Source organism: Lautropia mirabilis (assembly GCF_900637555.1).
Classification (GTDB): domain Bacteria; phylum Pseudomonadota; class Gammaproteobacteria; order Burkholderiales; family Burkholderiaceae_E; genus Lautropia; species Lautropia mirabilis.
In genome coordinates this window covers 2,554,170-2,580,021 of sequence record NZ_LR134378.1, presented here as the reverse complement: position 1 = coordinate 2,580,021, position 25,852 = coordinate 2,554,170, and the positions used below count along the sequence as shown (strand labels likewise).

Here is a 25,852-nt window from a genome sequence, read left to right as displayed (position 1 = left end):
AGACGCAAGGGGCACACAATGATGAATGCTTCGACCGGATTCGATGGCTGGTTCTGGGTGGCGGCACTGTCGCTGGGCGTGGCGGTGGTGATGGCGGTGCTGGTGCTGATGCCGGGTGCCGTGAAGGCCGGCGAGGGCTATCGACGGCATTTCAGCGGTCGCGTGGGACACGGCATGAAGGACCTGCTGCTGTTTGTCGACGTGGACCGGCTGTTTCGCGCCAACCTGCTGCTGTGCGCACTGGCCTGCGGCCTCATCTGGCTGCTGACGGGATCGCTCTTCCTGGTGGTGGCGGTCATTGTCGCGCTGGGGGCACTGCCCAGCCTGCTCATCCGCCACCTGGGCGCACAGCGGCGAAAGCTGTTTGCCCGGCAACTTCCCGACGCCATGATGCTGATTGCCGGCGCGGTGCGCGCGGGTGCCAGCATGACGCTGGCGCTGCGGCAGATGGCCAGCGAGCTGCCTGCACCCGGTGGTCAGGAATTCGAGCTGATGCTGCGGGAGCTGCGGCTGGGGGTGACGCTGGATGATGCGCTGCTGAATCTGGAACGCCGGATGGGTTGTGATGACCTGCGACTGTTCGGGGCCGCCGTGCGCATTGCCAATGAAAGCGGCGGCAACCTGGCCGAGACGCTGGAGCGGCTGGCCGACACCATCCGCAAGAAGATGGCGCTGGAGGACAAGATCATGGCGCTGACCGCGCAGGGTCGGATGCAGGGCTGGGTGATGGTGCTGCTGCCCCTGGGCGTGGGGGCTGCGCTGTTTGCCATCGAGCCCACGGCCATGGCGCCGCTGCTGCACAGCTGGCAAGGCTGGATCGTGTGCAGCGTGGTGGCCGTGCTGGAGATCGTGGGGCTGCTCTTCATCCGCCGCATCATGGCTATCGATATCTGAGTGAGGAAAGATCATGAACGGCTGGATTTCATCGGTGCTGCCTTTCGTGGCGGTCGGGGCCTTGGTGTTGTGCATATGGCTCTTCATGCTGGCGGGATCACGGGCTGCGGCCGAGGTACCGAAGCAGCAGAAGAACGAATATCAGGATGATCCGCCGCGCTATTGGGCGCTGCTGGGCTGGCTGGGACATGCGACCACGTTCTGGGTGACGCCGCTGGTGTCGCCGACAATGCGGCGACGGCTGCACGAGCAGTTGCGCCGCGGTGGTCTGGAGTTCGCACTGACGCCGGAGCAGTTCGTGGCCGGTCAGGTGCTGGGCGCGCTGCTGGCCCTGGCGCTGCTGGTGCTGGCGTGGCTGCCGCATGGGTTGCCCAGCCTGCCGTGGTGTGTGCTGGCCCTTGTGGTGGGCGCCTTTCTGCCGGTGAGCTGGCTACGTGACCTAGGGGCCCGTCGCACGCGGCAGATTGCCAAGGCGCTGCCCTTTTACCTGGACATCATCACGTTGGCCATCGAGGCGGGCTCCAACATGACGGGCGCGTTGCAGCATGCGGTGGACAAGGGGCCAACCGGACCGATGTCCGAAGAGTTGCGTCGCGTGCTTCGTGACATCCGCGCGGGCCGAACCCGGGCTGAATCGTTGCGGGCACTGGCCGAACGGTTGCGCATTCCGGCCATTTCCAACTGGGTGGCCGCCATTCTGACGGCCGAGAAGCAGGGCTCCAGCCTGGGACCGATCCTGCGTGCCCAGGCCGATCAGCGACGCAACGAACGCTTCATGCAGGCCGAGGCCATGGCGCTGAAGGCGCCGGTCAAGATGTTGTTTCCGCTGATGATCTGCATATTTCCGTGCACCTTCATCATCGTGTTCTTCCCGATCGCCATCCGGATTATGGAAGGAGGCCTATTCTGATGAACGCCCATGCCGAATTCGACACGGATCGCGTGCGCATCCACGTGCACCATGCACGTACCTGGTGGCAGCGGGCTCGTGGACTGATTGCGCATCCGGAACCGCGGCACGGCGCCGGCATGTTCTTTCCGAAGACGAATGCCGTCCATGGGATGGGCATGGCGCATGCGCTGGATATCGTGTTTCTGGACCGTGATCAGAAGGTGCTGCGCTGCTGTCGTCTACCACGCTTCGGGATGCGGATCTGTCGCCGTGCCCGTGCGGTGCTGGAGCTTCGGGAAGGTGAAGTCTCCCGGCTGGACATCCGTCCGGGAATGCGGCTGCAACTGGTACCGGATGAAGACATCTTCAGTCCGGAGGGCGGCACGTTCAGGGCGGCGAAGTAAAACCACGTGGTGACGTCAATCGTTCAGAGCATGTCATGAAGATTCGATCTGAAAGTGTTGAACCTCGCGGCTCAGCGGTGATGCGCTGCCGGGAAGGGGCTGTGTTCGGAGCAAGTCGCTTGATGCTGTCATCACTGGTGTGTGGCGCTGCCATGCTGTTCATGCCTCCTGCCCAGGCGGCTCAGTCGTGGGGGGATGGCTCCCGGTGCATTTCATCTTTCAGTTCGCCGGCTGGTGTGGATGCCAGGCGGGTGGTGCCGCATGCCGCGGGTACGGAGGCGTCGCTGTCATGCCCGCGCATGGCGTTGAACCAGAACGGGCTGTCGGCGCAGATGCTGCAGCAGCTCTACGATGAAGCGGAGCAGCATTACCGCAAAGGCGAGGATGTCGAGGCGCTGCGCATCTTTTCGTCGCTGATCGAACTGGCGCCGCAGTATCGTAATGCGGCCTGGCTGCGTGTTGGCAATATCCACCAGCGTGCAGGCTCGGCTGGCGCGGCGCTGGATGCCTACCGTCATCTTCTGGTGGATGGCCCGGCCCAATCGGGAGCAGGCACGACAGACGGTGTGTCGGTGTCGGGTTCTCGCGGCGTAGAGCGTGGATTCTCCAGGGGCGCCAGCGCAGGTGCAGCAAAGGGGAGTGTGGGCCGTGATTCTGAGCCGGATGTGCAGCAGCAGGCGTTGCGCCTGAAGGGCATGGTCAACCTGCTCACGCTGTCGGTGGCGCAGACGCAGACATCGCTGGACCATATTGCCTTGCTGCAGCAGAGTCCGGCCGTGCGAGAAGCGGCGGGCCTGACCGAGCAGGCCGAAGCCGTGCTTGTGGACAGTGTGCTGGCTCAGGTAGGTCGGATCCAGCAGATGCTGGGGGGTGTTCCGGCCAGACCAGGCGTTCCTTCAGGCATTCCCGGTAGTTCTGGTGTTTCTCGTGACCCTGCCTTTTCTCGGGATGTAGACGCAGCGGGGCCAGACGCGCAGTCCGTGGACATGGATGCACGAACGGTTTGGGAGAATCGGGCTGTACAGGTCACTCGCCACGGGAAGGTATCGAACGATCCGGTCGGTCAGAAACCGACGCGCCAGACGGCACGGGATGCATACGGGCCGAAGGATTCGTCGCCGCCTGCGATGCTGATCGGCTATCCGGTACAGCCAGGTTCCGGGGCACAGTCTGCGTCCGGGCCGTATTCGGCTGGGGGCGCGGAAACGCCCATCGCAGCCGAGGGGAGACTGCCGGAAGGTGTGACAGGCCAAGGTTCCGGCAAGGGCCCCGCCACAAGGCCGATGATCGAGTATCTGGATGAGGCACCGGCTGTGCACGTGCCTCGTCGGAACCCTGCGTGAAATCATCATGAACAATTCCCTCATGGCAGTATCCGCGTCGTCCGCCGTACCCTATTTTCGAGATGGAAGGCTGCAGGGACATCGGCAGCGTGGCGTGTCGATGGTGGAGCTGGTGGTGGCTGTTCCGGGGCTGCTGCTGGTTGGTATGGCCGTCGTGCAGATGGTGCTGGTCTTTCATGCGCGCCAGTCGGTGGGGTATGCGCTGCAGGAGGCGACACGGGCGGGCGCGGTCGAGCATGCGGGCGAGGAGGCGATCCTGAAGGGCCTGGCCAGCGGGCTGGTGCCATGGCTGTATGGGGCAGGCAGCATGGCCGAGAAGATGCTGAAGGAGCAGCAGGCGCGGCTGCATGTAACGGGCGGTCGTGCTGCCCAGTGGATCGAGGTGAAGCAGCTGTCTCCGACGCTGGAGAGTTTTTCGGACTGGGCGGGGCCGGCGCTGGATCCTTTTGGCGAGAAGATTGCCGGTCAGGACGAGATTCCGAACGACAACCTGGACAACCGGCGTGAGAAGACGATGCCGGCCAGTGGGGCGTCTGGCTATCGCGGGAACGAGCCGATCGGGCGCAGTTCCGGTCAGACGCTGGCCGATGCCAACATGCTTCGCCTGGAGGTGACCTACGGGGTACCGTTGCGGGTACCCGGCGTGTCCACCCTGTTCCTGAAGGCCATGCGCACGATCCACGGCTGTGATTCACTGACGGGCCTGGTGGCCCAGGGGACGGCCGGAAGCGGCAACTGCCTGTATTACCTGCAGGGACGGATTCCGGTGAAGGTGGTGGCCACGACGCGGATGATGTCGCCTGCACGGCGCTCACCCCTGCTGATGGCTGCCGTGAAGTCGAATGTGCCCATGGGCCAGGGGGGCACGCTGGGCGCCGGCACGCTGCGTCCGGTACCTCAACGCACACCGGTGCAGAGCAATACGGGACCTGCGCCGCAGCGGCATGATCCTTCCTATTTCATGCCGGAGAAGGGGCCGGTTCGCTGGGGTCTGGGACAGGGCCAGGCGTCGGCAGGTGCGGTGCCCAACCTGTCGTCGGGCGGCACTGTGGGTCAGGGAACCGGCACGACGACGGGGGGCAGTTTGCTGGGACTGGTGGATCCGAAACCGTTGATGTCCACGCCCCCTGATGCTTCAGCACCGGCCGTGCATCCTGCGGTCTGCACGACGGCAGATGGTGAGGACAAGGGCGAGACGGCGGGTTGATTCCGGTTGGAGGATGGGCTACCGATGGACCCGGTAGCCAGATAGCAGGTCAGGTGCGCGCAAAGCGGACAGCGTGGGCGATGGCCGTTTCAGGACGGCTGTTTCCGTTGTGAGTCTGTCGATTGCCTGGGCCGTTCGCGGCTCGGATCCATGCCAGTGAGTGACAAGGCCCGGTCATGAATGAGAAGGCCCGCCGATGAGGCGGGCCTTGTTGCTTCAGGCGGTCTGAAAGGCCCCTTCATGCAGGGGGCCTGGAACGATCCCGGACGATCTCAGCTGTTGTGGTTCAGCTGTTGCGGTCACGGGAGGTCGGCTGGTTGGCCGACAGCGTGGTGTCCTTCGGCTTTCCCTTTTCCTTGAACATCGAGCTGCTGGCCGTGGCGCTGGGATCGTAGGGGTGGAAGTCGAACGGGTAGGCGGCCCGGATGCGCTGGACGTAGGCCAGTGTCTCGGCATAGGGCGGCACGCCGTTGTAGCGGTCGACGGCGCCTTCGCCGGCGTTGTAGGCGGCCAGCACCAGGCTCACGTCACCCCGGTAATAGTTGAGCAGCCAGCGCAGGTAGGCCATGCCGCCCCGGATGTTCTGCACCGGGTCCATGATGTCGGTGACACCGAAGCGCTCGGCCGTTTCCGGGATGATCTGCATGAGCCCGAAGGCGTTGCGATCGGAACGGGCGTTGGGGTTGAACGCGGATTCGGTGGACATCACGGCCAGCACCAGGCGAGGATCAAGCTTGTACTTGCGGGCCTCGGCGATGACGTGGTTGACGATCTTGGTGCGTGCCGCACCGGCCACCGGATTGCGGCTGCGTGCGGTGTGGTTGCTGAGTGCAGCCAGTTCGGTGACGCTGGCCGAGCGCTCGGCAGAGCCTTTCTCGACGATGCTGCCCTTGACGCAGGGGGGCAGCACTTCCTTGCCCATCTTGTAGCGCTGGGTGAGGTCCTGGGCGATGTCGCTGCCGAAGCGGGCTGCGCGCTGGAACAGCGTGGCGGCCATGTCGGTGTTCTTGGGAACGCCCTTGCCTTCCTCGTAGATCCAGCCCAGGCGCACCATGGCGTCGGGGTAGCCACCGCGGGCGGCCTCGCAGTACAGGGCCTGGGCACGGCCATAGTCCGGACGACCGGAGAGGCCGGACTCGGCCATCATGCCCTGTTGCACCATGTCGCGGTAGTGCTCGATGGCGCTGACTTCCTTGCGCGCCACCTTTTTGGTGAGTGAGGACAGGTTGATGGGTTCGTCGATGCTGCGGCGAGTGTTGCCGGCCACGCGCCGGGTGGCATCTTCCTGGCCAGGGCGCACCTTTTTCTGCAGCGCGGCGCTGGGCTGGGCCTGGCCGGGAACGTTGCGGATCTGGGGCTGGACTTCGTAGCCGGTGGCCCGGTAGGTGTTGTAGGACTGGTTGCGGCGGTCCATGCCGTAGGCACCCCGTCCGGCACGGCCCGAGGACCAGTTGCCGTTGGGCGAGGCCAGTGCGCCGCGGCTGCCCTGGTAGTAGCTGCCGCCGGTGGCGCCATTGGCGCCGGTGGGGGCGCCGACCGGACCGCCGATGGGGCCGCCGGTCTGGGCGGCAGCGGAGGCGGACAGCAGCAGGAGCGTGGAGCCCAGCAGATGTCGGGCGCTGAGGGGAGCCCGTTTGGGGTTCGCAGCCAAGGAATCACCTCTGGAGTGAGACACTGCCCGAAGGAACACCACCCGGGCACGGAAACGACAGAACGGTGCGGCCATCAGGCTGCACCGTCCATCTGACGGGGGACGGTGTACCGTACCCCTGTATTTTACCGCAGTACCCGGTTCCAGGGGGGCCTGGACAGGTGCAGGCCGGGGCCAGGCCCCGGGGCGGCTGCCGTTTTCAGCGCATGTGGTGCTTGGCCAACAGGTCGTAGAGCGTGGGGCGGCTGACACCCAGGGTGATGGCGGCCTTGGCGATGTTGTCGTTGGCGTCCTTCAGGGCGCGCATGATGGCATCGCGTTCGGCTTCGTCGCGGGCATGCTTGATGGTGACCGGCGGCAGGGTCTCGTTGGCGGGCAGTGCCAGGTCGGATGCCTGGATGACGACGCCGTCGGTGGTGAGCATGGCCTGCTGGATGACGTTGCGCAGCTCGGTGATGTTGCCGTGCCAGGTGTAGCGGCTGATGGCCACGAGGGCATCGTCCGAGAGCACCATGCGGGGCTTGTCCGGGTTCTCCTGGTGGGCCTGGTTCAGCAGCCACTGGGCCAGTTCGCGGGCGTCGTCACCACGCTGGCGCAGGGCCGGCAGGCACAGGTGCACCTGACCCAGGCGATCGTACAGGTCGCGGCGGAACTGTCCCTCGACGATGCGGTTGCCCAGCGACGGGCTGGCGATGCTGATGATCTGCGGCAGCGTGTTGACATCCTTCCAGCGCGTCTCGCTGTTGTGGATCAGGTACAGCAGCTCGGTCTGGGTGGTGGGGTCGAGCTGCTCGACGTTTTCCAGGATGACGATGGGCTGGCCGGTGCCCTGGTACTCGGTGGTCGCCTTGCGGAAGGCGACCTCGATGTCGATGCCGCGGGTGTAGCGGTTGCAGCTGACGATCGGAGGCATCGGCACGGCCGGCAGCTGGGCGCTGTCGGTGCCGGGGCGCTGGCCGTTGTACTGGGCAAAGTAGTGGGCCAGGGTCTTGCGACCGGTGCCGGGCTCGCCCTGGATCAGGATGCGCAGGTTGTGGCCCAGCAGGCGACGGGCGCGCTTGACGACGCGGCGCACGGCAGCATCGCTGCTCATCAGGCCCGGGATCAGCTCGTTGAGCGGGCGGACCTTGGTGAGGCTGATGTTGTGCAGGCGGATCTGCTGCAGGCGGCGGGCGCGCTGCACGGCATAGGGCAGGACCTGGGTGTCGGACGGGTAGGCCAGCACGTCGTAGACGTTGGGCAGCAGCAGCTGGCCGGCCAGGTAGTCATCGGTGGCACCGATGGCGATGATCTTGGCGTTGGGGCTGGCCGCGGTCAGCTGGCGACAGGCGTCCACGGGGGAGTTGGCCTGGCTGGGGCCACCGTGCGTGCCGAAGTCGAGCACGATGACGTCGACTTCGGTGCTGTGCAGCTTGACGATGGCTTTCTTGATACCTTGGATCAGCAGGGCGTCTCTCGCCAGCGGGGAGTTCTGCAGCCCGATGGCATGTTCGGGCGAGAGTTCCACGATCATAAGGTGCTTGTTGCTCATGGACGGATGGGGTGGTCGTCTAGGTGTCGGGTATTCCATCAGAAAGAAAAAAAACCCCTAAGGACATACTGCACGCTTTGTCCACCCCCAATGTTGGCGGAATGATATTTGTTGCATTGTGTTGTTAGCGCAACAGGTTCTGCCGAGGCCTTCTGTCAGTGGATGTGACAAACTTTGCGTGATGCAGGGGCTGGTTACCGGGTCACGTCAGGTTGGCATGTCGTGTCATCCGGGCTATCTGAGTGCCGGGTGGAGGCCCCGTCGGGGGCTTTCCCGGGGTGGGGCGGATGTCGTCGGATTCCCTGTGTGATGACGTAACATTCGTTGAAAATGCTGGATGAGGGGATCGTGATGGCAGCTGAGGAAACAGGGCGGCAAGGCGATGCGGCGGAGGGCGCAGCCGTGCCTGCGCCGATCCTGGGCACTTCTCAGGAGATGCTGGCCTGGGCCTTCGACTGGCTGGCGGCGCACGGTGAGGGGCCCTGGCGGGTGAGCGGCCACGGCGCGCTGGGCGAGGCGAGGCTGAAGCACGGGCGCGGGCTGGCAGCGGTCCTGGAGCTGCAGGGGGCGGACCCGATCACCCGGGTGCTCGGGCTGCTGGTGTGCAGCGATCCCTGGCCGGACCAGGCGGAACTGGATGTGCAGCTGGGCGAGGAGCTGGGCGCCTACCTGGGCACGCTGCTGGCCAACTGCCAGCGTCTGATGTCCCTGTCGTTCTCGGCCCTGATCGGCAGCCAGGGGGCGCCGGGGCAGTCGCAGCCGGAGGTGTTGCGCCGCATGACGCTGGCCATGGCACGGGACGTGCGGGTGGTGATGGTGCGGCTGGCGTCGGCCCTGCAGTCGCTGCGCCATGTGGCGGCGCACCGGGGGACCGGGGATGACGCCGAGGGCCAGGGCTCGTCGCTGGCCAAGGGGCTTGTCGAGCCGGGGGTGTCGGTGGCCCCCGTGTCGGAGGCCGATGTGCAGGGACTGGCGCAGGAGGCGATGCAGGTGCTGGCACCGCTGGCCAACCGTCTGGGGCTCTACCGCATCAAGTGGGAGATGGAGGATCTGGCGTTCCGTTGCCTGGAGCCAGCGCGGTACCGGGAGCTGGCGCGGGCGCTGGACAGCAAGCGTCCGGAGCGGGATGCCTTCGTGGCCAATGCGACGGCCGAGCTGTCGGCGCTGCTTGCCGAGCACGGCATCCAGGCGCAGGTGAAAGGGCGCTCGAAGCATCTGTACAGCATCCACAACAAGTTGCGGGCCAAGCATCTGAGCCTGGAGAAGCTGCATGACCTGCGGGCGCTGCGGGTGATGGTGGAGACGCTGGCCGACTGCTATGCGACGCTGGACCTGGTGCATCAGCGCTGGGTGCCGGAGATGGACGAGCTGGACGACTACATCGCCGATCCGAAACCCAATGGCTACCAGTCGCTGCATACGGTGGTGATGGCTGACGATGGCCGGCCGATGGAGGTGCAGATCCGCACGCGGGCGATGCACGAGGCGGCCGAGTACGGGCTGGCGGCGCACTGGCGCTACAAGGAAAAGAGCGCTCCCGGGGGGGGCAAGGTGGTGGTGCCGTCGCTGGACGGGCAGGCGCGCATCTCGTGGCTGCGGCAGCTGCTGGCCTGGCAGCATGACCAGGGCGAGCGGATTGCGGGTGAGGAGACCAGTACGGCCGATGATTCCGTGATCTTTGCGATGACGCCGCAGGGACGGGTGATCGAGCTGCCGATGGGCTCCACGGCGGTGGATTTTGCCTATCACGTGCATACGTCTCTGGGGCATCGCTGCCGGGGGGCACGGGTGGACGGGCGGATGCTGCCGCTGAACACGCCGCTGGCCAATGGACAGGTGGTGGAGATCGTCCAGGCCCGGGTGGGCATGGATGAACCGGGGCCCTCGCGTGACTGGCTGAACCCGTCGCTGGGCTTTGTGCGCAGCAACCGGGCCCGGCAGAAGGTCCGGCAGTGGTTCAACGCGCAGGCGCGTGGTCAGGAGCAGCTGGCCGGGCGCGAGCGGGTGGAGAAGGCGCTGGCCCGTGAGGGACGCACGGGGCAGTCGCTGGAGGTGCTGGCCGAGCGGCTGAAGTATCCGTCGACGCAGGCGCTGTTCGCGGCCGTGGCGCGCGAGGAGGTGGGAGCGCGAGCGCTGGAGGCAGCGATCCGCAATGAGCCGGTGGTGCCACCGGCCCCTGCGCCGACACCGCCAGCAGCGCCGGAGATGCGCAAGTCGGCAGCGCCCGGGTCGAACGCGGTGCTGGTGATGGGGGTGGACTTCCTGATGACCCATCTGGCCGGCTGCTGCCATCCGGTACCGCCCGACGAGATCAGTGGCTTCGTGACCCGGGGACGCGGGGTGTCCGTGCACCGCAAGGGATGCCCGGCGCTGGCCGCGCTGCGCGAGCGGGCGCCCGAGCGCGAACTGGCGGTCTCATGGGGAGACGACTGGCAGAAGCCCGTGAAGACCAAGGGAGGGCAGCTCAAGCCCCGGCGCTATTCGGCCGGGGTGGTGGTGACAGCCGAGGCCCGTTCGGGTCTGTTGCGCGACGTCCTGGACATGCTGGCGCGCGAGCAGTGCCCGTTGCTGTCGGTGCAGAGCCAGACGGTGAAGGAGCTGTCGCGCTTCACGCTGGTGCTGGAGGTGCCGTCGGCCGAGGTTCTGGACAAGCTGCGCACCGCGATTCGGCAGATTCCGGGGGTGATGGGCTGCCGGCGGGTCTAAGCGCCGGGGAGCCCTGGACGCCGAGCGCGGGGGAGCGCCTTGGGGATGGACGCCGACCACGCCCGGTCTTGAGTGCCGGGCGTGCCTTCAGGGGGGGCAGCTGATCAGCCCAGTCCGGGCAGGCTGGAGTCGTCGGGAATGGGTTGCTGGATGGACTGGCCGGTGGGGTGAGGCGCGTTGGCCGTGGTGCCGATGGTGGGCTCGACGCGGCCGCCGGGCAGGGGCCCCCGGGCAGGGGCTGCGGGCGCTTCATCCGTCGCCGTCACGGTGGGCGCTGCGCCTTCATCGGGCACGTCTTCCGTGCTGCGCATGGGTTCGAGGTTTTCCATGGTGCCGGTCTCGTCGATGGGGCCGGCATCAGCGTGCATGGCCGTCGGGTCGGCGCTGTCCGTGGGCTCGGATGCCTGCGCAGGATCGGCGTCGGGGGCCGCGCTCATCGGCTCAGCCGGGATGGTGCCGGAGGGGTGTGCAGGCAGGGAAGGTTCGGCCGTGGGCAGGGTGGCGGCGGCATCCATGCGGCGCTCGGTCTGAGCCGCTGTGGGCGCAGGGGCAGGACGCACCGCCGACTTGGGCCGGAAGGCGCGGCAGACGTCCGGATCGGTCTCGATGTAGGGGGCGCCGATCAGGTCCAGGCAGTAGGGGACGGCGGCGAAGATGCCGGGGATGCGGATCTCGCCGCTTTCCGGATCGCGCACGCCTTCCAGGATCTCGCGGATGGACTTGGGCTGCCCAGGCAGGTTGATGATGAGCGTGTTGCCCCGGATGACGGCAGTCTGCCGCGACAGGATGGCGGTGGGCACGAAGTTCAGGCTGATGGCGCGCATCTGCTCGCCGAAGCCGGGCAGTTCGCGGTCGGCCACGGCCAGGGTGGCCTCGGGCGTGACATCGCGGGGCGCCGGGCCGGTGCCGCCGGTGGTAAGGATCAGGTGGCAGCCCACGTCGTCGGCCAGTTCGCACAGGGTCTGGCTGATGGCTTCCTGCTCGTCCGGAATCAGTCGGCTGTTGCCCAGCCAGGTTGAAGTGAGCGCCCGGTCCAGCCAGTCGGCCATGGCCGGAATGCCGAGGTCCTGATAGGTGCCACTGCTGGCACGGTCACTGATCGAGACGAGACCGATCTTCAGGGGCGCGGTGTCTTGGATGGAAGTGGACATGGTGGGGACCGGAAGAGTCGTTGTTGGGCTGCCCGGAAACCGTCGGGGGCGGTGGGCAGGTGGGAAGCACGGCGGCCTGGGGCCGATGACGGGTTGCTGAACCCCGTTCGGGATCAGGCGGGCTCGTCGTCAGCCTGCGGGGCTGCGGCAGGCTGCCAGTCTTCGACCAGGGTCTCGTGCAGCAGGCGGTAGAGCTGGCGCTGCTGACGGGGCGGCTTGCCGGCAGTCTTCTCTCGCCGTGCCTGGGCCAGCAGTGCGGGCAGCCCCAGCTGGGCGGCGGCCGGGTGCTCGTCGATGAAATCGGTGAGCGAGAGGCTTCCGTCCAGCAGGCCGTCGCGCCAGCGTTCGGCACGGTGCATCAGGTGTACGGCGCCCTGGTGGCGTTCCTCGTCCACGGCCAGGGCCTGCTCGATGGCACTGGCGTCCACGCTGCGCATGAGCTTGCCGACGTACTGCATCTGGCGTCGCAGGCCCTCGTGGCTTTTCGTGCGTCGGGCCTCGTGGACGGCCTGGGCCAGATCTTCGGGCATCGGCACGCGGGCCAGCTGCTGGGCCGGCAGCTTCACCAGCCGCTCGCCCAGCGCCTGCAGTGCGTGCATCTGCTGCTTCCTGCGGGTCTTGCTGATGGGGGCGTCGTCCGTGGACGGTGTGGCGTCCGGAGCGGTGTCGGGGGCGTCGGTGTGGCGGCTGCCGTGGTTCATGAGCGCTCGGGTGGAAGATGGATGGTCGAGTGCTATATGATACTTGTCAGGTTTTTCCCAATATTTACCCTTGTCCATTTTCCATGAGAAAGTCCTCTTCCGCCCAGGCAGCCGGGGCTGCCAGAGCTTCGTCGCGCCAGCCCGTGCGCCGTCTCCGTGCCCGTGCCGGGCATCTGCCGGCCCAGTATCTGGAAGGCGGGGATGGCGAACGCCCGCTGTTCGACTACCGGCGTGAGGATTTTCAGGAACTGGTCGAAGAGACCATGCGTCAGGCGAAGGCCCTGGGGGCAACCGCCGTGGTGGCCGAGGTGTCGGAATCCTCGGGGCTCGCGCTGACGGTGCGCAAGGGCAAGGTCGAGACCATCGAGCAGACCCGTGACAAGGGGCTGGGGGTGTCGGTCTACGTGGGCCAGCGGCGCGGCCATGCCAGCACCAGCGATTTCAGCCCGCAGGCGCTGGCGCGCACGGTTCGGGCGGCCTACGACATTGCCTCCATCACGGGCGAGGATCCGTTTGCCGGTCTGCCCGACGAGCGCCGTCTGGCACGCGGTGAGAACGACGTGTCGGGCCTGGCGCTGTTCCAGCCCTGGCATATCTCCGTGCCACAGGCCATCGAGCTGGCGCGCGAGATCGAGGCGGCCAGCTTCGCGGTCAGCCCGCAGATCGCCAACAGTGATGGCGCTTCCGTCTCGGTGGGCCATGGCCACTTCCTGTCGGCCAACTCGCTGGGTTTCTGCGATGGTTTCGCGCACAGCCGCCACACGCTGTCGGTCGGGCCCATCGCCCGCCGTGGACGTGACATGCAGCGTGACGGCTGGTATTCGTCCGCCCGTTCGCCGGCTGACCTGGCCTCGCCCGAGGCCCTGGGTCGCTATGCGGCCGAGCGCGCCCTGTCCAGGCTGGGCGCACGCAAGCTCAGCACCCGCAAGGTGCCGGTGCTGTTCGAGGCACCGCTGGCGCTGGGGCTGCTGGGCAGTCTGGTGCAGGCGCTCAGCGGCTCGGCGCTGTACCGGCAGGCATCGTTCCTGGTGGATTCGCTGGGCAAGCGCATCTTCCCCAACCATATCGACATCGTGGAAGATCCGTTCATTCCCGGGGCGATGGGCACCGGCCCCTTCGATGACGAGGGTGTGGCCACGGCCGCCCGTGATGTGGTGAAGGGCGGTCGGCTCAAGGGCTACTTCCTATCTTCCTACAGCGCGCGCAAGCTGGGCATGCAGACCACCGGCAATGCCGGCGGCTCGCACAACCTGCGCCTGTCCAGCCGGCTGACGGCACGCGGCGACAACTTCGCCCGCATGCTCAAGAAGATGGGCACCGGCCTGCTGGTGACCGAGGTGATGGGGCAGGGCGTCAATTACGTCACGGGTGATTACTCGCGGGGTGCCAGCGGTTTCTGGGTGGAAAACGGCGAGATCCAGTATCCGGTCGAGGAAATCACCATTGCCGGCAATCTGGCCGACATGTACCGCGGTATCGTCGCGGTGGGCAACGATGAACTCACCCGTGGCACCAAGACCTGCGGTTCTGTGCTGATCGAGGAAATGGCAGTGGCCGGGTAACAGCCATGAACAAGGCTTTCGTGCGCGAGAACGACGACGCCGATGACGACGACGACCTGGAGCCGGAACAGCTGAAGGTCCCGGGCGGCAAGAACTACATCACCCGTGCAGGCTATCAGGCGCTGCGTGACGAGTTGAGCCACCTGCTGGATGTGGAGCGGCCGGAAGTGGTGCAGGTGGTGTCGTGGGCAGCTTCCAACGGCGACCGTTCCGAGAACGGCGACTATCTGTACGGCAAGAAGCGGCTGCGCGAGATCGACCGGCGCATCCGCTTCCTGATCCGCCGCATCGACCGTGCCGAAGTGGTCGAGCCCTCGGCACACCATGGCAATGATCAGGTGTTTTTCGGCGCCACCGTCACCTACAGCGAGCCCGACGGCACCGAGCGTCGGGTGCAGATCGTCGGCGTGGACGAGACCGATCCCTTGGCCGGCAAGATCAGCTGGGTCTCGCCGGTGGCACGTGCGCTCATCAAGGCGCGCGAGGGGGATGAAGTGTCGCTGATGACGCCGCAGGGGCGGATGGAGCTGCTGATCGAGTCGGTGGAGTACCCCGCGCCGGTCTGAGCCCGATCCGCGAAGTTCAGAAGCGGAAGTCGAAACGCGTGGTGCGCCGGTAGGTCTGTCCGGGCAGCAGGATGGCCCGGCCGTGGCTGGGGCTGTCCGGTGGGAACTGGCTTTCCAGGGCCACGCCGGCCAGGTCGGCATAGTGGCTGCCGTCGCGCTTTTCGGTGCCGCCCAGGTACTGCCCCGTGTACAGGTGCAGGGCGGGCTGATCGGTATGGACCTGCAGGCTGACGCGACCGTCGGCCGAGCGCAGTTCAGCGGCCAGCTGCAGGGCAGCGCCGGTCGAGGCGTCCGAAGGGGCTTCGCCCAGCAGGAAGCTGTGGTCGTAACCCTTGACCTTCTGCTGGTCGGGATCGCGCAGGAAGTCGGCATCCAGCCGTTTGGGCTGGCGGAAATCGAAGCCTGTGCCTTCCACCGCACGAGGTGCGGCATCGGGAATGCCGTCCGTGCTCACCGGCTGGTAGCGATCGGCGTGAATCTGCAGCACCTGGGCCAGACCGTCATCACCATCGCCGCCGTTCAGGTTGAAATAGGCGTGGTTGGTGAAGTTGCACGGCGTGGGTGCATCCGTGGTGGCGGTGTAGACGATCGTCAGGGCGTCGTCGTCATCCAGCAGGTACTGCGCGGTGGCATTCAGATTGCCCGGAAAACCCTGGTCGCCGGCCGGGCTGAAGATCCGGAACGTGGCCTGGTGCTCATCGGCCGAATCCAGCGTCCACAGCTGGCGGGCCAGTCCCTGCCGGCCCCCATGCAGGATGTGGGGCGGCTGGTTGGCATCCAGCACGTGGTCGCCAAAACGTGCCTGGGCAATGCGCCCGGCGTAGCGGCCAACGCTGGCCCCCAGATAGCTGCCACCTTCCAGCAGCATGGCCGCCACGTCGCGACTGCCCAGCAGTACCTCACGCACCTGGTCGGGCAGCGGCAGCCGGCACGAGGTCCAGGTGGCACCCAGCGGATGCAGGCCGATGGTGATGCCGCGGCGGTTGTGCAGGGTCAGTCCGGCGGAGGTCAGCGCTTCTTTCATGGTGTTCGGGGGAGAAGAGGATCCGAAAGCGTATCAGGGTACACCATGGAGGCTGTCCGTCCGACCCTGTACCGGATACGGTCGTGGAATGGCAGGCAGCCGTAGACCCCTGGGGGCCGGATGGGGCCCCCTTTCCGCGCCTGTTCAGAGCACGTGTGCGCCTTCGCGGGCACGACACAGGTGTATCTGTGCAACGAGCCCACCGCTGCGCGCCGGGTAGTCGCGCTGAACGGCCTGCGTCACCTCATCGACCAGTGAATCCGGAACCAACGCCACCACGCAGCCGCCGAAGCCGCCACCGGTCATCCGCACGCCGCCCCGCTTGCCGATGACGGCAGAGATGATCTCCACCAGGGCATCGATGGGGGGGACGGTGATGGCGAAGTCATCGCGCATCGAGGCATGGCTTTCAGCCATCAGCGTGCTGAGCCGTTCGACATCATGGGCGCGCAGCGCCTGGGCGGCTGCCAGCGTGCGGGCGTTTTCCGTGATGACATGGTGGGCACGTCGGTAGACGAGCGGGTCCAGCTCATCGCGGGCAGCCTGCAGCTGGGCCAGGTCGACATCACGCAGTGCCTTGACGCCGAAGTGGGCGGCCGCAGCCTCGCACTGCTCGCGGCGGGTGTTGTATTCGCTGCCCACCAGCCCGCGCTGCACCTTCGAGTCGATGATCATCACCCGCAGTTCGTCGGGGATGGCGGCCGTTTCGGTCTCCAGGCTGCGGCAGTCGATGAGCAGCGCATGCCCGTCCTTGCCAAGTGCCGAGATGAACTGATCCATGATGCCGCAACGGCAGCCGACAAACTCGTTCTCGGCCTGCTGGCCCAGCAGCGCGATGTCGCGCAGGCTGGCATCGAGCCCAAAGGCCGTCTGCAGCGCCTTGCCCACGGCCACTTCCAGCGCAGCCGACGAACTGAGGCCTGCACCCTGCGGCACGTTGCCGCTGACCACCATGTCCAGCCCATGGGGCAGCGGGCCGAAACGCTGGATGAAGACATCGACGACACCACGGATGTAGTTGGCCCAGCCCTTGTCACTGTGCTGGGGACGTGCGCCAGCGGCGAACTCGTCGCGCTGGTTGTCATAGTCGGCGGCCACGACCCGGATGCGATTGTCGGTGCGCGGCGCGATGGCGACTTCGGTGGCGAAGTCGATGGCGCAGGGCAGCACGAATCCGTCGTTGTAGTCGGTGTGCTCGCCGATCAGGTTGACACGGCCTGGCGCACGGATGACGTGGGTGGCCGTGGCGTCCAGTTCCTGCTTCAGCAGGGCGGTAGTGTCCTTGATGGCGTGGGCGGAGGGCTGGCAGGTGCTCATGATCGGAAGGAGGTTGGATGCGGGTGTTTCATGCCCGGCGTGTCTGGCGTTTGCCGGGATGAACCAGTCGCGTCTTGCGGGATGCTTGCGATGAAAGCGTCAGGGAATGTTGCCCGGAAATGAGGGCAAACCGGCGTCGATGATGGGCGGGGATGGCCAGGCAGCGACGCCGGGAAAAGGTCAGCGGCCGGCTGCCTCGCGATAATGGACCTCGGGCAGGGCGCGCAGCCGCTCGGCCGCCTGTTCGGCGGTGAGGTCGCGCTGGGATTCGGCCAGCATTTCGTAACCCACCATGAACTTCTTCACCGTGGCCGACCGCAGCAGCGGCGGATAGAAATGTGCATGGCACTGCCAGTGTGCCGTGTCTTGCTGACCGAACGGTGCACCGTGCCAGCCCATCGAGTACGGGAAGCTCGTGTGAAAAAGGTTGTCGTAGCGACTGGTGAGCTTCTTCAGCACGATGGCGAGATCCTTCTGCTGTTCGGGCGTGGCGTCCATCAGCCGGGGCAGTGCGGCCTTGGGCATCAGCAGGGTCTCGAAGGGCCAGACCGCCCAGTAGGGCACCACGGCCAGCCAGTGCTCGCCCTCGACCACGATGCGGCTGCGCTCCTGCAGCTCGCGTTCGACATAGTCGAGCAGCAGGCTGCGGCCGTTTTCCTGGAAGTAGCGGCGCTGGGATTCATCCGCACGGGCGACCTCGTTGGGCAGGAAGTCGCTGGCCCAGACCTGACCATGCGGGTGCGGGTTGGAGCAGCCCATGGCAGCGCCCTTGTTCTCGAAGATCTGCACCCAGCGCCAGCGTTCGCCCAGTTCACGGTACTGCTGGATCCAGGTGGCGATGATGGTCTCGATGGCGGCGGGCGGCAGTTCCGGCAGGGTCTTGCCGTGATCGGGCGAGAAGCAGATGACGCGCGCGGTTCCCCGCACCGCCATGCTCTTCAGGAGCGGATCGTCGGAGCGGTATTCGGGCGTGTCGGGCAGCAGCGCCGGGAAGTCGTTGGGAAAGACGTAAGGCTGCGTGTAGTCAGGGTTGACCTCGCCACCGATGCGCGTGTTGCCCGGGCACAGGTAGCAGCTCGGGTCATGGCTGGGACGGGGCGTGTCGTCGACGTTTTCCTGCTGGCCCTGCCAGGGGCGCCGGGCGCGATGGGGAGAGACCAGAACCCAGCTGTCCTGCAGCGGGTTGTAGCGGCGATGCGGGTGTTCGGTGGGGTCGAACATGATGTTGGTTGCGCCCGAAGCGGGCGGCGAGAGGCCTGAAAATGTCTCCGACGTTGCCATTTTGTGCGCGGACTGGCAAGCCATTTCCGCACACATTGACGGTTCCGGACATGCGGCTCGGACCCCCGCCGTCCGGGCGTTGCTTCATGATGACAGCGGTGAGCACTTTATCACATGCCCATGGTCGAGGGTATACTCGCGCCGCCGCAAAGGTGGAAGAATGAATACGAACGGCAGGATATCATTCTGTCGCGAAGGATCTTCCGAACAGGTCGGAGCAGGGTGTCGGGTCCGGTTGCTCCATCAGTTTTCCGGGCAGGGGGAGGTGAATACCCTGCATGTTCCGGGCGTCTTGATGGATGGATGCCCGTGGATAATGTGGCCGACGGTACGGTCAGGGTTTTCCCCTATAGGGTTTTCCCTGATTTGCGCGGATATTTGGCGCGCCGCATGCGGCTTGTTCAGAAGGTCTTCCGGGTCAGGTCCGTTTTTTTTTCGGATCGGGCTGGCCCGGGCAATTTCAAACTGGAGATCACGATAATGAAGAAGACTGTCCTGGCTGTCATGCTGTCGGCCGCCACCCTCGCTTCCGCCGCCCAAGCAGCCGATCGCGTGGGCGTCACCATTTACAAATACGACGACAACTTCATGTCCACCATGCGCAAGTCGCTGGAGGGCATCGCCAAGCAGCAGAAAGACATTTCGCTGCTGATGAACGATTCGCAGAACAACCAGTCGATGCAGAACGACCAGGTCGACATCCTGCTGGCCCGTGGCGTGAAGGCGCTGGCCATCAACCTGGTGGACCCTGCAGCCGGCACCACGGTCATCGACAAGGCCAGCGGCCAGGATGTCCCCGTGATCTTCTTCAACAAGGACCCCGGCCAGAAAGCCATCGATTCCTACGCCAAGGCCTACTACATCGGTACCGACCCGGTGCAGTCTGGCGTGATCCAGGGTGACCTGATCGCCAAGGGCTGGAAAGCCCATCCGGAGTGGGACCTGAACAAGGACGGCAAGCTGCAGTTCGCCCTCATCAAGGGTGAGCCGGGCCACCCGGATGCCGAGGCCCGTACCGAGTGGGTCGTGAAGGAGCTGGAAGCCAAGGGAGTGAAGACCGAGCGCCTGTACATGGACGCCGCCCTCTGGGATGCCGCCAAGGCCAAGGACATTGCCCAGGCCTGGCTGTCCGGCCCGAATGCCAACCGGATCGAGGTGATCATCTCCAACAACGACTCCATGGCCATGGGTGCCATCGAGGCTGCCAAGGCCCAGGGCAAGAAGCTGCCCATCTTCGGTGTGGACGCCCTGCCGGAAGCCCTGCAGCTGGTGAAGAAGGGTGACCTGGCCGGTACCGTGCTGAACGACGGTGCTGCTCAGGCCAAGGCCATCCTGGCCGTGCTGCCCAACCTGATCGCCGGCAAGGATGTTGCCGAAGGGACCGGCTACGAGTTCAAGCAGCGTTATCTGCGTCTGCCCTACATCGGCGTGGACAAGGACAACCTGGGTGAATTCCTGAAATGATCCGGCGCTGATGCCGAGAAACGGGCGCTTGCGCCCGTTTCTTGTCATCGCAAGAACAAGAGGCGCTTCGATGTCACCCCCGATGAGCGATGCTGCACCGGCAGGCGAGTTCCTGCTGGAGATGCGCGGCATCAACAAGAGCTTTCCCGGCGTCAAGGCGCTGGACAATGCGCAGCTGAAGGTCAGGCCCCATTCCGTGCACGCCCTGATGGGCGAGAACGGTGCGGGCAAGTCCACGCTGCTCAAGTGCCTGTTCGGCATCTACCACGCCGATGCAGGCGAGATCCTGTTCTGCGGCCGTCCGGTCGCGTACCGCACTTCGAAGGAAGCGCTGGAGAACGGCATTTCCATGGTGCACCAGGAGCTGAACCTGGTGCCGCAGGTGTCGGTGATGGACAACCTCTGGCTGGGGCGCTATCCCCAGAAGGGGCCCTTCATCGATCATGCGAAGATGTACCGTGATACCAAGGCGATCTTCGACGAGCTGGGCATCGACGTGGATCCGCGCCAGAAGGTGGCCGAGCTGACGGTCTCGCAGATGCAGATGATCGAGATCGCCAAGGCGTTCTCGTACAACGCGAAGATCGTCATCATGGACGAGCCCACCTCCTCGCTGTCCGAGAAGGAGGTCAACCATCTCTTCGGCATCATTGAAAAGCTGAAGGATCGTGGCTGCGGGATCATCTACATCTCGCACAAGATGGACGAGATCTTCCGCATCTGCGACGAGATCACCATCCTGCGCGACGGTCAGTGGATCGACACGCGACCTGTCGCGGGCCTGACCTTCGATGATGTCATCAAGATGATGGTCGGGCGCGAACTGGGCGAGCGTTTCCCGGAGAAGACCAACAAGCCGGCCGAGATCGTGCTGGAGGTCCGGGGGCTGACGGCCCGCAACCAGCCGTCCATTCAGGATGTGTCCTTCGATCTGCGTCGGGGCGAGATCCTGGGCATTGCCGGGCTGGTGGGTGCCAAGCGTACCGATATCGTGGAGACGCTCTTCGGCATCCGCGAGGCCAGTTCAGGTGTGGTTCGGGTGCGCGGCAAGGAGGTGCGCAACACCAGCAGCGTCAAGGCCATCCGCAACGGCTTTGCCCTGGTGACGGAAGAGCGGCGTGCCACCGGCATCTTTGCCGGGCTGGGCGTGGACTTCAACTCGCTCATCGCCAACATGCCGCACTACGAGCATGCGGGTCTGCTGCAGCAGAAGAACATGCAGGGCGACACCGACTGGGTCGTCAAGTCGATGAACGTGAAGACGCCCAGCCGTCGCACGCAGATCGGCTCACTCTCGGGTGGCAACCAGCAGAAGGTCGTCATCGGACGCTGGCTGCTGACCAAGCCTGACATCCTCATGCTGGATGAACCCACACGCGGCATCGACGTGGGGGCGAAGTTCGAGATCTATCAGCTGATCAACGACCTGGCGGTACAGGGCAAGAGCATCATCATGATCTCGTCCGAGATGCCCGAGCTGCTGGGTGTGTCCGACCGCATTCTGGTGATGAGCAACGGTCGCGTGGCCGGCATCGTCAATACCCGGGAAACCAGCCAGGAAGAGATCCTGCAGCTGGCTGCCAAATACCTGTAAAAGAGGATTCCACCGTGAGCTTCTCTCGCACGCCCCTGCAGATGGCCGGGGATTTCTTCAAGGAATACGCGCTGTATTTCGTATTCGTGATCCTGCTGGCCGTCATCATCACCCAGGACAGCACCTTCCTCAACATCACCAACCTGTCCAACATCCTCACGCAGTCGTCGGTGCGGATGATCATCGCGCTGGGTGTGGCTGGTGTGATCGTCACGCGAGGCACCGACCTGTCGGTGGGTCGCCAGGTGGGTCTGGCTGCCGTGGTGGCTGCCACCATGCTGCAGGCCGTCGACAACGTCAACAAGGTGTTCCCCGAGATGGGCGTGATGCCCATTCCGGCGGTCATCCTGCTGGTGTGCGTCATTGGCGCGCTGATCGGCCTGCTCAACGGCATCATCGTGGCCATCCTGAACGTGACGCCGTTCATCGCCACGCTGGGCACGATGTTGATCGCCTACGGCGTGAACTCGCTGTACTACGACGCGGTGGGCTCGGCGCCGATCGCGGGCTTCGACAGTGCGTTCCGCAGCTTCACGCAGGGCTACTTCTCCATCCCGATGGGCGGGCTGGGCAACTTCCGCCTCAGCTACATCACCATCTATGCACTGGTGGCGATCGTGTTCACTTGGGTGCTGTGGAACAAGACCCGCTTCGGCAAGAACCTCTTCGCCATTGGTGGCAACCCGGAAGCCGCAGCCGTGTCCGGCGTCAACGTCACGCTGAACCTGATCGGCATCTATGTGCTGTCGGGCATCTTCTATGCCTTCGGCGGCATGCTGGAGGCGGGCCGTATCGGTTCGGCCACGAACAACCTGGGCTTCATGTACGAGCTTGATGCCATTGCCGCTTGCGTGATCGGTGGCGTGTCGTTCAGCGGCGGTGTGGGCACGGTGGCCGGCGTGGTGATGGGCGTGATCATCTTCCAGCTGCTGAACTACGGTCTCAGCTACATCGGCGTGAACCCGTACTGGCAGTACATCATCAAGGGCGGCATCATCGTGCTGGCCGTGGCGATGGACTCGATGAAGAACGCACGTCGCAAGTAATGACGGACACAGGGCCCGGCTTGCCGGGTCCATGAAGGTCCAACAGGAAAACACCCATCGCCTTGCCGGGCGATGGGTGTTTTTTCTTGAGGGGCAGATTTGCCTGGTGCTGGCCTGGGAGAGGGCCAGCCCTGGCGTGTCAGGCCCGGGTGATGGTGCGGGTCTGTGGGAGCTTGCGCAGGCGCCGGAAGACTTCAGCCAGGTGGTCGCGGTCCTGGACCTGCAGCGTGAAGCGGATGATGGCCACCTGTTCGGACTCGGTGTCCATGGCCACCTGCAGGATGTCGGCATTGCTGGCGGTGATCTCGCTGGCGATGCGACCCAGGATGCCGCGCTCGTCGTCGGCGGTGATCTCGATGAGGGTGCGGAACATGCCGCTGACTTCCTCGTCCCACTCCACGTCGATCCAGCGTTCGGCGTCGCGACTGATCTGCTTGCGGGCGGTCTCGCAATCCATGCGGTGGATGGACAGGCCGTGGCCGCCGCGCATCTGGCCGATGATGCGGTCGCCGGGCACCGGGTGGCAGCAGGTGGCGGCCTGCAGCGAGATACCGTCGATGGACTGGATGACGATGGGGGCGGTGTGCGGGGCCAGGGCCGAGGTGACGGCGCTGCGGCCGGTGCCGCCGCTGATGTCGAGCGAGATGGCACGCGCCACGACCGGAGCCAGCTTCAGGCCCAGGCCGATGTCGGCGTAGAGATCGGTGAGGGACTTGGCGGCGGTGTCGCGGGCTGCCTTGTCCAGCACGGCGGGATCCAGCTCGTCGATGTCGATGCGCAGGCTGGCCAGCGACTGGGTCATCAGCCGGCGGCCCAGTTCGACGGATTCGTCGTACTTCATGCGCCGCAGGAAGTGGCGAATCTCGGCACGGGCCTTGCCGGTGCGGGCGAAGGTGAGCCAGGAGGGGCTGGGGCGCGCGTTGGGATCGGCGATGATCTCGATGATGTCGCCGTGGGTGAGCTCGGTGCGCAGCGGCACCGGGTCGCCGTTGATGCGGGCAGCCACGCACTGGTTGCCCAGGTCGGTGTGCACGCTGTAGGCGAAGTCGATGACGGTGGCGCCCCGCGGCAGGCCCCGGATCTGGCCCTTGGGCGTGAAGACGTAGACGGCGTCGGGGTAGAGGTCGACCTTGACGTGATCGATGAATTCCAGTGAGTCGCCGGTCTGCTGCTGGATGTCGAGCAGCGACTTGAGCCAGTCCAGCGTCTTGATCTGCTGGTTGCCGGCGTTTTCGCCTTCGGTCTTGTAGATCCAGTGGGCGGCGACGCCGGCTTCGGCGACGCGATGCATCTGGGGCGTGCGGATCTGGAACTCGATGCCGCCGCCGTGTGGGCCGACCACGGTGGTGTGCAGCGACTGGTAGCCGTTCTTCTTGGGGATGGCGATGAAATCCTTGAAGCGGCTGGTGTTGGGCTTGAAGGCGCTGTGGATGGCGCCCAGCGCCAGGTAGCAGGCGGCCAGGTCGGGCACGATCAGGCGCACGCCGAAGAGGTCGTAGACCTCGGAGAACGAGACGTGCTTGTCCACCATCTTGCGATAGATGGAGTAGAGCGATTTTTCGCGGGCACTGATCTCGGCCTGCACGCCCATTCTGGCCAGCGCCTTCTCGATGGTGCTGGTGACGCGGCCGAAGGCGTCGCGTCGGGTGCGCGCGGCCACCTGCATGGCCTTGGCCAGCGTGCGATAGCGCAGCGGGTGCTGGTAGCGGAAGGACAGGTCCTGCAGTTCGCGGAACAGGCTGTGCAGCCCCAGCCGGTTGGCGATGGGGGCGTAGATCTCGATGGTCTCGTTGGCGATGCGCACCTGACGGTGGCGGCTGACGGCATCGAGCGTGCGCATGTTGTGCAGCCGGTCGGCCAGCTTGACCAGGATGACGCGCACGTCACGCGCCATGGCCAGCAGCATCTTGCGGAAGGTCTCGGCCTGGGCGGTTTCGCGGCTGCCGAATTCCATCTTGTCGAGCTTGGACAGGCCGTCGACCATCTCGGCCACGACGCGGCCGAACTGCTGGTTGAGTTCAGCCTGGCTGACGGCAGTGTCTTCCAGCGTGTCGTGCAGCAGGGCGGCGCACAGGGCGTCGGCGTCGAGCTGCCAGCTGGCGCAGATGAGCGCCACCGAGATGGGATGGGTGATGTAGGGTTCGCCGCTGGAGCGCTTCTGACCGCTGTGGGCCTGCTCGGCCAGCCGGAAGGCGCTGCGGATGCGCTGCAGGTCGGTCTCGGGCAGGTAGGTACGGGCCTCGGCCAGCAGGGGCTCCAGTGACACCAGGTCGGCCCAGGTGGGCTCGTCGCCACCGGCAGACGGGGCCAGGTGCGCGGCCGGCGTGAAGGCTGTGATGACGGGGGCGGCCGTGGGCTGGGCGAATTCGTCGTCAGCCGGGCGCTCGTTGGGATTGGGGGCTTTCCGCTCGGGTCGGGAAGGATCGGTGGCGGATGCCGGCGCCTGCCGGGAAGCCTCGTCGCCGGGATTGTGTTCCGTTGCCGGGAGGGAACCCGGTGCATCGGTCATCACAGGGGCCGTATCGGTGTCGGAGCCGGACGAGGAGGGCATGATGGCTGGCGGGAAAAGGGAGAGACAGGGCCGGCGCAAGGCAGGGCGGCCGCGTGTGCAGCCACGCCCGCCTTCCCGGCGGTTCTTACGTGGGAACGCGCCGCAGCATCTCGCGGCCGACCTGGCCGGCAGCCACTTCACGCAGGGCGGTGACGGTGGGCTTGTTGCGGCTTTCCACCTTCGGGGTGTGACCCTGGGCCAGCATGCGGGCGCGATAGGTGGCGATGAGGGTCAGCTCGAAGCGGTTGGGAATCTGTTTCAGCGAATCTTCGACGGTGATGCGGGCCATGGAGGAAGGTCCTTGGTTCAGGCGGTCATGCCTAGGGATTGGAAGAGCGAGGCGTTCTGGGCAGCCTGCTGGCGGAAGCGGCAGCGGGCCGAGTCTGCGATGCTGACGAGCTGCTGGCGCGCCTGCTCAAAGTCTTGATTGACAATGATATATTGAAACTGTGCAGCATGCGCCAGTTCGCTGCGGGCTGCCGCCAGACGGCGCTCGATGGTGGCGGCGCTGTCCTTGCCCCGGGTCTGCAGGCGCTGCTGCAGCACTTCCAGCGAAGGCGGCACGACGAAGATGGAGACGGCCTCGGGGTAGAGCGCCTGCACCTGGGCTGCGCCCTGCCAGTCGATTTCCAGCACGATGTCGGTGCCGGCTGCAATCTGCTCGTCGATCCAGAGGCGCGACGTGGCGTAGAAGTTGCCATGCACCTCGGCCCATTCCAGGAATTCGCCGGCATCGCGCCGGGCCATGAAATCGGGCTCGTCAGTGAAGAAATAGTCTTCGCCGTGCTTCTCGCCCACGCGCGGGGCGCGGGTGGTGAAGGACACGGAATGGCGGATGTGCGGGCGTGCCTGCAGCAGTGCGCGCACCAGCGTGGTCTTTCCGGCGCCGGAAGGCGCCGCGATGATGAGAATGGAGCCGGCGTTGGACGACATGGATGGATGCGGATGGGCCCCGCGTGAGCGGGGC

The 25,852-nt window shown here is 65.7% G+C and carries 20 protein-coding genes and 1 pseudogene; 11 read left to right on the top strand and 10 right to left on the bottom strand.

Annotation, left to right across the window (positions count from 1 at the left end; all coding sequences use genetic code 11):
- The first annotated feature begins 18 nt into the window (after nucleotides 1-18).
- The 5 genes from EL249_RS10505 (at nucleotide 19) to EL249_RS10485 (ending at nucleotide 4,740) form a co-directional block, all read left to right on the top strand.
- Complete coding sequence (locus EL249_RS10505; RefSeq protein WP_005672523.1) at nucleotides 19-894, top strand: type II secretion system F family protein; 876 nt, start codon at nucleotides 19-21, stop codon at nucleotides 892-894.
- A gap of 13 nt (nucleotides 895-907) precedes the next feature.
- The gene (locus EL249_RS10500) at nucleotides 908-1,804 is read left to right on the top strand and encodes a type II secretion system F family protein (RefSeq protein WP_005672525.1); all 897 of its coding nucleotides are present in this window, start codon (nucleotides 908-910) and stop codon (nucleotides 1,802-1,804) included.
- Nucleotides 1,804-2,190 carry a DUF192 domain-containing protein gene (locus EL249_RS10495; protein ID WP_005672527.1) on the top strand — a complete coding sequence of 129 codons (387 nt, stop codon included), beginning with the start codon at nucleotides 1,804-1,806 and terminating at the stop codon, nucleotides 2,188-2,190. Before EL249_RS10500 ends, EL249_RS10495 begins: the two co-directional genes overlap by 1 nt.
- Before the next feature lie 122 nt (nucleotides 2,191-2,312).
- Nucleotides 2,313-3,533 (top strand): tetratricopeptide repeat protein, encoded by a 1,221-nt coding sequence (locus tag EL249_RS10490; protein WP_170169607.1) that lies wholly within the window; start codon nucleotides 2,313-2,315, stop codon nucleotides 3,531-3,533.
- 7 nt (nucleotides 3,534-3,540) lie between these two features.
- Nucleotides 3,541-4,740 (top strand): TadE/TadG family type IV pilus assembly protein, encoded by a 1,200-nt coding sequence (locus EL249_RS10485; protein WP_169311654.1) that lies wholly within the window; start codon nucleotides 3,541-3,543, stop codon nucleotides 4,738-4,740.
- 286 nt (nucleotides 4,741-5,026) lie between these two features.
- On the opposite strand, the gene EL249_RS10480 is transcribed toward EL249_RS10485, so the two are convergent.
- On the bottom strand, nucleotides 5,027-6,391 hold the full coding sequence (locus EL249_RS10480) for a transglycosylase SLT domain-containing protein (RefSeq protein ID WP_005672532.1): 1,365 nt from the start codon (nucleotides 6,389-6,391) through the stop codon (nucleotides 5,027-5,029).
- 199 nt (nucleotides 6,392-6,590) lie between these two features.
- Nucleotides 6,591-7,922 carry a sigma-54-dependent transcriptional regulator gene (locus tag EL249_RS10475; RefSeq protein WP_005672534.1) on the bottom strand — a complete coding sequence of 444 codons (1,332 nt, stop codon included), beginning with the start codon at nucleotides 7,920-7,922 and terminating at the stop codon, nucleotides 6,591-6,593.
- A gap of 402 nt (nucleotides 7,923-8,324) precedes the next feature.
- Here EL249_RS10475 and EL249_RS10470 point away from each other — a divergent pair, with 402 nt between their 5' ends.
- The gene (locus EL249_RS10470; RefSeq protein WP_169311655.1) at nucleotides 8,325-10,628 is read left to right on the top strand and encodes a RelA/SpoT family protein; all 2,304 of its coding nucleotides are present in this window, start codon (nucleotides 8,325-8,327) and stop codon (nucleotides 10,626-10,628) included.
- A gap of 548 nt (nucleotides 10,629-11,176) precedes the next feature.
- On the opposite strand, the pseudogene mog reads toward EL249_RS10470, so the two are convergent.
- Nucleotides 11,177-11,779 (bottom strand): annotated as a pseudogene (gene mog, locus EL249_RS13615) (molybdopterin adenylyltransferase); the annotation flags it as partial.
- Nucleotides 11,780-11,892: 113 nt separating this feature from the next.
- Nucleotides 11,893-12,480 carry a ribosome biogenesis factor YjgA gene (gene yjgA, locus EL249_RS10460; protein ID WP_005672540.1) on the bottom strand — a complete coding sequence of 196 codons (588 nt, stop codon included), beginning with the start codon at nucleotides 12,478-12,480 and terminating at the stop codon, nucleotides 11,893-11,895.
- A gap of 83 nt (nucleotides 12,481-12,563) precedes the next feature.
- On the opposite strand from yjgA, the gene pmbA reads away from it, so the two are divergent.
- Both pmbA and greB read left to right on the top strand, forming a co-directional pair.
- A complete protein-coding gene (pmbA, locus tag EL249_RS10455) occupies nucleotides 12,564-14,042 on the top strand; it encodes a metalloprotease PmbA (RefSeq protein ID WP_005672542.1) in 1,479 nt (492 codons plus the stop codon).
- Between the two features lie 5 nt (nucleotides 14,043-14,047).
- The gene (gene greB / locus EL249_RS10450) at nucleotides 14,048-14,608 is read left to right on the top strand and encodes a transcription elongation factor GreB (protein ID WP_005672543.1); all 561 of its coding nucleotides are present in this window, start codon (nucleotides 14,048-14,050) and stop codon (nucleotides 14,606-14,608) included.
- 16 nt (nucleotides 14,609-14,624) lie between these two features.
- On the opposite strand, the gene EL249_RS10445 is transcribed toward greB, so the two are convergent.
- The 3 genes from EL249_RS10445 to galT all read right to left on the bottom strand — a co-directional run bounded on the left by EL249_RS10445 (nucleotide 14,625) and on the right by galT (nucleotide 18,170).
- Entirely contained in the window at nucleotides 14,625-15,632 is a 1,008-nt protein-coding gene (locus EL249_RS10445) for a galactose-1-epimerase (RefSeq protein ID WP_005672545.1), read from the bottom strand.
- A gap of 144 nt (nucleotides 15,633-15,776) precedes the next feature.
- Nucleotides 15,777-16,949 (bottom strand): galactokinase, encoded by a 1,173-nt coding sequence (gene galK, locus EL249_RS10440; RefSeq protein WP_005672547.1) that lies wholly within the window; start codon nucleotides 16,947-16,949, stop codon nucleotides 15,777-15,779.
- A gap of 180 nt (nucleotides 16,950-17,129) precedes the next feature.
- Nucleotides 17,130-18,170, bottom strand: coding sequence for a galactose-1-phosphate uridylyltransferase (gene galT, locus EL249_RS10435; RefSeq protein ID WP_040529665.1), 1,041 nt, complete (start codon nucleotides 18,168-18,170; stop codon nucleotides 17,130-17,132).
- A 540-nt stretch (nucleotides 18,171-18,710) separates the two neighbouring features.
- Here galT and mglB point away from each other — a divergent pair.
- The 3 genes from mglB (at nucleotide 18,711) to mglC (ending at nucleotide 22,334) form a co-directional block, all read left to right on the top strand.
- Nucleotides 18,711-19,694, top strand: a complete 984-nt coding sequence (gene mglB / locus EL249_RS10430; protein WP_005672551.1) for a galactose/glucose ABC transporter substrate-binding protein MglB — start codon at nucleotides 18,711-18,713, stop codon at nucleotides 19,692-19,694.
- Nucleotides 19,695-19,776: 82 nt separating this feature from the next.
- The gene (gene mglA, locus EL249_RS10425) at nucleotides 19,777-21,288 is read left to right on the top strand and encodes a galactose/methyl galactoside ABC transporter ATP-binding protein MglA (RefSeq protein ID WP_040529667.1); all 1,512 of its coding nucleotides are present in this window, start codon (nucleotides 19,777-19,779) and stop codon (nucleotides 21,286-21,288) included.
- A 14-nt stretch (nucleotides 21,289-21,302) separates the two neighbouring features.
- Nucleotides 21,303-22,334 carry a galactose/methyl galactoside ABC transporter permease MglC gene (mglC, locus tag EL249_RS10420; RefSeq protein WP_005672554.1) on the top strand — a complete coding sequence of 344 codons (1,032 nt, stop codon included), beginning with the start codon at nucleotides 21,303-21,305 and terminating at the stop codon, nucleotides 22,332-22,334.
- A gap of 139 nt (nucleotides 22,335-22,473) precedes the next feature.
- Here the strand turns inward: mglC and EL249_RS10415 are convergent, their stop codons facing one another.
- The 3 genes from EL249_RS10415 to gmk form a co-directional block, all read right to left on the bottom strand.
- Nucleotides 22,474-24,885: a RelA/SpoT family protein gene (locus EL249_RS10415; protein ID WP_005672556.1), complete on the bottom strand. Its 2,412-nt coding sequence runs from the start codon at nucleotides 24,883-24,885 to the stop codon at nucleotides 22,474-22,476.
- 85 nt (nucleotides 24,886-24,970) lie between these two features.
- Nucleotides 24,971-25,174: a DNA-directed RNA polymerase subunit omega gene (gene rpoZ / locus EL249_RS10410; protein WP_005672557.1), complete on the bottom strand. Its 204-nt coding sequence runs from the start codon at nucleotides 25,172-25,174 to the stop codon at nucleotides 24,971-24,973.
- A gap of 17 nt (nucleotides 25,175-25,191) precedes the next feature.
- Nucleotides 25,192-25,818, bottom strand: a complete 627-nt coding sequence (gene gmk / locus EL249_RS10405; RefSeq protein ID WP_005672558.1) for a guanylate kinase — start codon at nucleotides 25,816-25,818, stop codon at nucleotides 25,192-25,194.
- Between the last annotated feature and the right edge of the window lie 34 nt (nucleotides 25,819-25,852).

Coding starts and splice junctions, on each gene's coding strand:
- EL249_RS10475 (WP_005672534.1), bottom strand. CDS start 7,922: ATGAGCAACAAGCACCTTATGATCGTGGAACTCTCGCCCGAACATGCC.
- EL249_RS10495 (WP_005672527.1), top strand. CDS start 1,804: ATGAACGCCCATGCCGAATTCGACACGGATCGCGTGCGCATCCACGTG.
- galK (WP_005672547.1), bottom strand. CDS start 16,949: ATGAGCACCTGCCAGCCCTCCGCCCACGCCATCAAGGACACTACCGCC.
- EL249_RS10415 (WP_005672556.1), bottom strand. CDS start 24,885: ATGCCCTCCTCGTCCGGCTCCGACACCGATACGGCCCCTGTGATGACC.
- greB (WP_005672543.1), top strand. CDS start 14,048: ATGAACAAGGCTTTCGTGCGCGAGAACGACGACGCCGATGACGACGAC.
- rpoZ (WP_005672557.1), bottom strand. CDS start 25,174: ATGGCCCGCATCACCGTCGAAGATTCGCTGAAACAGATTCCCAACCGC.
- pmbA (WP_005672542.1), top strand. CDS start 12,564: ATGAGAAAGTCCTCTTCCGCCCAGGCAGCCGGGGCTGCCAGAGCTTCG.
- EL249_RS10490 (WP_170169607.1), top strand. CDS start 2,313: ATGCTGTCATCACTGGTGTGTGGCGCTGCCATGCTGTTCATGCCTCCT.
- yjgA (WP_005672540.1), bottom strand. CDS start 12,480: ATGAACCACGGCAGCCGCCACACCGACGCCCCCGACACCGCTCCGGAC.
- galT (WP_040529665.1), bottom strand. CDS start 18,170: ATGTTCGACCCCACCGAACACCCGCATCGCCGCTACAACCCGCTGCAG.
- gmk (WP_005672558.1), bottom strand. CDS start 25,818: ATGTCGTCCAACGCCGGCTCCATTCTCATCATCGCGGCGCCTTCCGGC.
- EL249_RS10485 (WP_169311654.1), top strand. CDS start 3,541: ATGAACAATTCCCTCATGGCAGTATCCGCGTCGTCCGCCGTACCCTAT.
- mglA (WP_040529667.1), top strand. CDS start 19,777: ATGAGCGATGCTGCACCGGCAGGCGAGTTCCTGCTGGAGATGCGCGGC.
- EL249_RS10500 (WP_005672525.1), top strand. CDS start 908: ATGAACGGCTGGATTTCATCGGTGCTGCCTTTCGTGGCGGTCGGGGCC.
- mglB (WP_005672551.1), top strand. CDS start 18,711: ATGAAGAAGACTGTCCTGGCTGTCATGCTGTCGGCCGCCACCCTCGCT.
- EL249_RS10445 (WP_005672545.1), bottom strand. CDS start 15,632: ATGAAAGAAGCGCTGACCTCCGCCGGACTGACCCTGCACAACCGCCGC.
- EL249_RS10505 (WP_005672523.1), top strand. CDS start 19: ATGATGAATGCTTCGACCGGATTCGATGGCTGGTTCTGGGTGGCGGCA.